This is a genomic window from Oleiagrimonas sp. (assembly GCF_027858935.1).
Classification (GTDB): domain Bacteria; phylum Pseudomonadota; class Gammaproteobacteria; order Xanthomonadales; family Rhodanobacteraceae; genus Oleiagrimonas.
In genome coordinates, this window is sequence record NZ_JAQIBU010000362.1 from 1 (window position 1) to 3921 (window position 3921).

Annotated in this window: 4 protein-coding genes; all 4 read left to right on the forward strand. The window is 61.2% G+C overall.

Going from position 1 to position 3921, the window contains the following annotated elements; translation table 11 throughout:
- Positions 1 to 894, forward strand: an 894-nt coding sequence (locus PF446_RS13805; protein WP_298072592.1) for an ABC transporter ATP-binding protein, incomplete at its 5' end; no start/stop codon positions are given.
- Positions 891 to 1625: an ABC transporter permease subunit gene (locus PF446_RS13810; protein ID WP_298072594.1), complete on the forward strand. Its 735-nt coding sequence runs from the start codon at positions 891 to 893 to the stop codon at positions 1623 to 1625. The genes PF446_RS13805 and PF446_RS13810, both read left to right, overlap by 4 nt.
- Before the next feature lies 1 nt (position 1626).
- Positions 1627 to 3474 (forward strand): Gldg family protein, encoded by a 1848-nt coding sequence (locus tag PF446_RS13815; RefSeq protein ID WP_298072595.1) that lies wholly within the window; start codon positions 1627 to 1629, stop codon positions 3472 to 3474.
- Positions 3475 to 3532: 58 nt separating this feature from the next.
- The coding region (locus tag PF446_RS13820; protein WP_298072597.1) for a cytochrome c oxidase assembly protein at positions 3533 to 3921 on the forward strand (389 nt) is incomplete at its 3' end.

Consider the following 3921-nt stretch of genomic DNA (forward strand, 5'->3'; position numbering starts at 1 on the left):
CTGACCGCTGTAGAGAGCCTCAGCTTCCGTGCCGAACCCGGTGAGGTCGTGGGTCTGCTTGGCCCCAATGGAGCCGGCAAATCCACCGTGATGCGGATGATCAGCGGCTACCTGGCACCGACTTCCGGCACTGCGCGCGTTTGCGGGCACGATGTGCGCAAACACCCCCTGGCAGCAAAGCGGACACTTGGTTACCTGCCAGAAGGCGCACCGAGCTATGGCGAGCTCACGGTGCGCGAATTTCTTGCCTACATTGCGCGGGTGCGTGGACTGAGCGGACGCAATCTGTTGCGGCAAATGGACAGCACGCTGGAACAGCTGCACCTGGAGGACGTGCTCGACAATCCCATTGATACCCTCTCGAAGGGCTACCGCCGCAGGGTCGGTCTGGCTTGTGCAATCCTGCACGAACCTGATGTGCTGATGCTGGATGAGCCGACCGATGGTCTGGATCCCAATCAGAAGCGGGACGTGCGCGGGTTGATAGATGCGATGGCGCGCAAGCGCACCATACTGATTTCCACCCACTTGCTGGAAGAGGTGCGCGCGCTGTGCAACAGGGTGTTGATCGTGGCTCAGGGGCGACTGCTGGCCGATGCGACGCCAGCCGAACTGGAATCGCGATCGCGGTACCACGGCGCGGTCTCTTTCAGCGCACCGGGTGCCGGTGTGGCACGTCCGATGCTGGCACGTATGCCCGAGGTCGCCGCAGTGGAAGTGGATCCACTGAACGGACGCATCACGGTCATCCCGCAACCCGGGTACAAGGTACTCGCAACGGTGCAGCAACTGTTGAGCGAGCAGGGTGTTCAGGTGACCGAGATCCAGCTCGAACGTGGACGCCTGGATGAGGTCTTCCGCCGCATGACGCGCGATGACGAGGCCCGTACATGAGTGCCGTGCTGGCGATCATGCGCCGTGAATTGCGCAGCTATTTCGTGACGCCGCTGGCCTATGTGTTCCTGGTCATCTTTCTGCTCATGTCGGCGTTCCTGACGTTCTACATTGGTGATTTTTACGAACGCGGGCTGGCCGACCTGCAGCCGTTCTTCAGTTTCCATCCGTGGCTCTACCTTATGCTGGCGCCGGCGATGACCATGCGTCTGTGGGCCGAGGAGCGCAAGAGCGGCACGCTCGAACTGTTGCTGACTCTTCCGGTGACCATCACCCGTGCAATGCTGGGCAAGTTCCTTGCCGCCTGGGCCTTCATCGGACTGGCACTGGTCCTGACGTTTCCAATGTGGCTGACGGTCAATTATCTGGGTTCGCCCGATAATGGGGTGATTCTCGCCGGATACTTCGGGAGCTGGTTGATGGCCGGAAACTTCCTGGCGATTGGCTGCTGCCTGTCTGCGCTGACACGCAGCCAGGTCGTGGCATTCATCATCACCGCAGCGATGTGTTTCGCGCTTGTGCTGGCCGGGTTCTCCGGAGTGAGGGATGCGCTGAACGGACTGGTTCCCACGCAGGCGGTCACGATGCTCGCGCAGTTCAGCATCCTGCAGCATTTCCAGGCGATTGCCCGCGGCGTGCTGGACCTGCGCGACGTGGTCTATTTCCTGACAGGCATAGTTGTCTGGCTGACTGCCGGTGTACTGGTACTCGAATTGAAGAGGACCGGTTGAGATGCGAACGCTGGTACGACGTTCCTTCCTTATCCGGCTGGCGCTGCTTGCGCTGGCAGTGATATTCGCGGGCGTGATCTACAGCAGCACGATGTGGTTGCGCGGGGTACGCGTGGATCTCACCTCCGATCACCTGTACAGCCTGGCTCCTGGCACCGTGCATATCCTTGATGATCTGCACCGGCCGCTTCACTTGACCCTGTATTTTTCGCGCCATGCCACGCGCGACATCCCGCAGTTGCGAAGCTATGAGCAACGCGTTCGCGAACTGTTGCAGGAAATGGTGATGCGTTCCCATGGCCGCCTGAAGGTATCGATTGTCGATCCGGTGCCGTATTCGGACGACGAGGACCGGGCACTTGGCGCGGGGCTTACGGCCATGCCCGGAGGCAGCAACGGGGAGCGTGTTTTTTTTGGCCTGGCCGGGAAAAGTGCGTCCGGAACGGATCTTTCGATTCCTTTTTTCGATCCCAGTCAGGAAGCCTTTCTTGAGTACAACATCGCGCGACTCGTGTATGAGCTCGATGCGCCGCGCAAGCCGCATGTAGCGATCCTCAGCACGCTGCCCATCGATGGCAGCGCGATCAGCGGAACTCCGCCCTGGGCGGTCATGCGCCAGTTGCACCAGTTGTTTGACGTGAAGATGCTTGATCCGGCCAGTTTCAAGAGCGTCGGCAAGGACATCAACGTGCTGATGGTCGTGCATCCGAAAAACCTCAGCAATGCCGCCCTGTACGCCATCGATCAGTACGTCATGCATGGTGGTCATCTGGTGGTGTTCGTCGATCCCGATGCGGAGATGGATGCCTTGCCGGTCGGTTCGCTGGCCGGAACCGTTGCCGGCAGCAGTTCGGACCTCAAGCCCCTGTTTCGCGCCTGGGGCGTGCTCTACAATCCGAATATGGTAGTGCTCGATCGCGCACGGGCGATGACCATCAGCCTGGGCGACAATACCGCGCCGGTGCGCGATTACGCGGTGCTTGGACTGGGCCCGCAGGATCTCAATCATCATGACGTGATCACTGCGAGTCTGCAGAACATCGATGTATCCAGTGCCGGTTATTTCGAGCTTGCGCACAATGCCAAGACACAGCTCATCCCCCTGATACAGAGCAGCGGAGAGGCCATGCCCACGCCGGCCGACAGGGTGCGGGGCACGGCGGATCCGACCCAGCTGTATAACGACTATCAACCGACTGGCGAGCACTATGTGATTGCAGCACGCCTGCGCGGCCGGCTGCATAGCGCCTTTCCACAGCGGCATGACGCCGGTCACCTGAACGTGATGAAACATTCCGGTGAGGTGGTGCTGGTGGCCGACACGGATCTGCTCTCGGATCGCCTGTGGGTCCGCCGCACGCCATTCCTGGGGGAACAACTGCTCAGCGCTTTTGCCAACAATGGCGATTTCGTTGCCAATATCCTGGACAATCTGGGCGGCTCCTCGGCGTTGCTCTCCATCCGCGGTCGTGCCATTTCGCAGCGGCCGTTCACGCGTGTGCAGGCGCTGCGCCGTGCCGCGGACGTCAAGTTCCGGGACAAGGAAAAGTCCCTGGAGAACGAGCTGGCCGCGACCGAGCAACAACTGGCCAAGCTGCAACCGGCGAAAGCGGCGGATGCGCACCCGGACGCCAAGGCAAAGAAGCAGCTGGAGCAGGCACTGAAGCGCAAATTGTCCATTCGTCACCAGTTGCGTGAGGTCCAGCACCAGCTGAATGCGGAAATCGACGCGCTGGGCATGCGCGTGAAGGCCTTCAACCTGCTGTTCATGCCCTTGCTGGTGATGGCGCTCGGGATTGCCTACGGCTGGCGTCGACAGCGGCGCAGCGGCCGCAAGGATGGGACATGAATGCGGATCAAGGCGCTGCCCGGCCTGATCGCGGCGAGGCTCCGGCGCTGGGAATCAAATGACTTTGCTGCGCTGGCTGGTTCCCTGGGAGTTTTCACCGACGGTCATCGTGTGTTTCGCGGTGGCCGTGGTGCTGTATGTGCGCGGTTCCCACCTGCGGCCCCCCGGTTTTTCGCGTCAATTGAGCTTCTGGGTGGGACTGGCCCTGATCTATGTGGGGCTGCATACCTACCTGGATTACTACGCCGAGCGCGAATTCTTCATGCATCGGATCCAGCACTTGCTGCTGCACCACATCGGACCGTTCCTGGTGGCTCTTGCGGTCCCGGGGACCACGCTGCGCGCAGGGTTTCCGCTGCGCTGGCGCGCGCTCTGGCAGCGCTCGGTCGGCAGCAGTCGTGCCTGGAAGCTGGTGATGGACACAGTGTTCAATCCGTGGGTCGCTTC

What these genes read in the sequence shown, in the direction of transcription:
- PF446_RS13810 (WP_298072594.1), top strand. Translation starts at nt 891, where the DNA reads ATGAGTGCCGTGCTGGCGATCATGCGCCGTGAATTGCGCAGCTATTTC.
- PF446_RS13815 (WP_298072595.1), top strand. Translation starts at nt 1,627, where the DNA reads ATGCGAACGCTGGTACGACGTTCCTTCCTTATCCGGCTGGCGCTGCTT.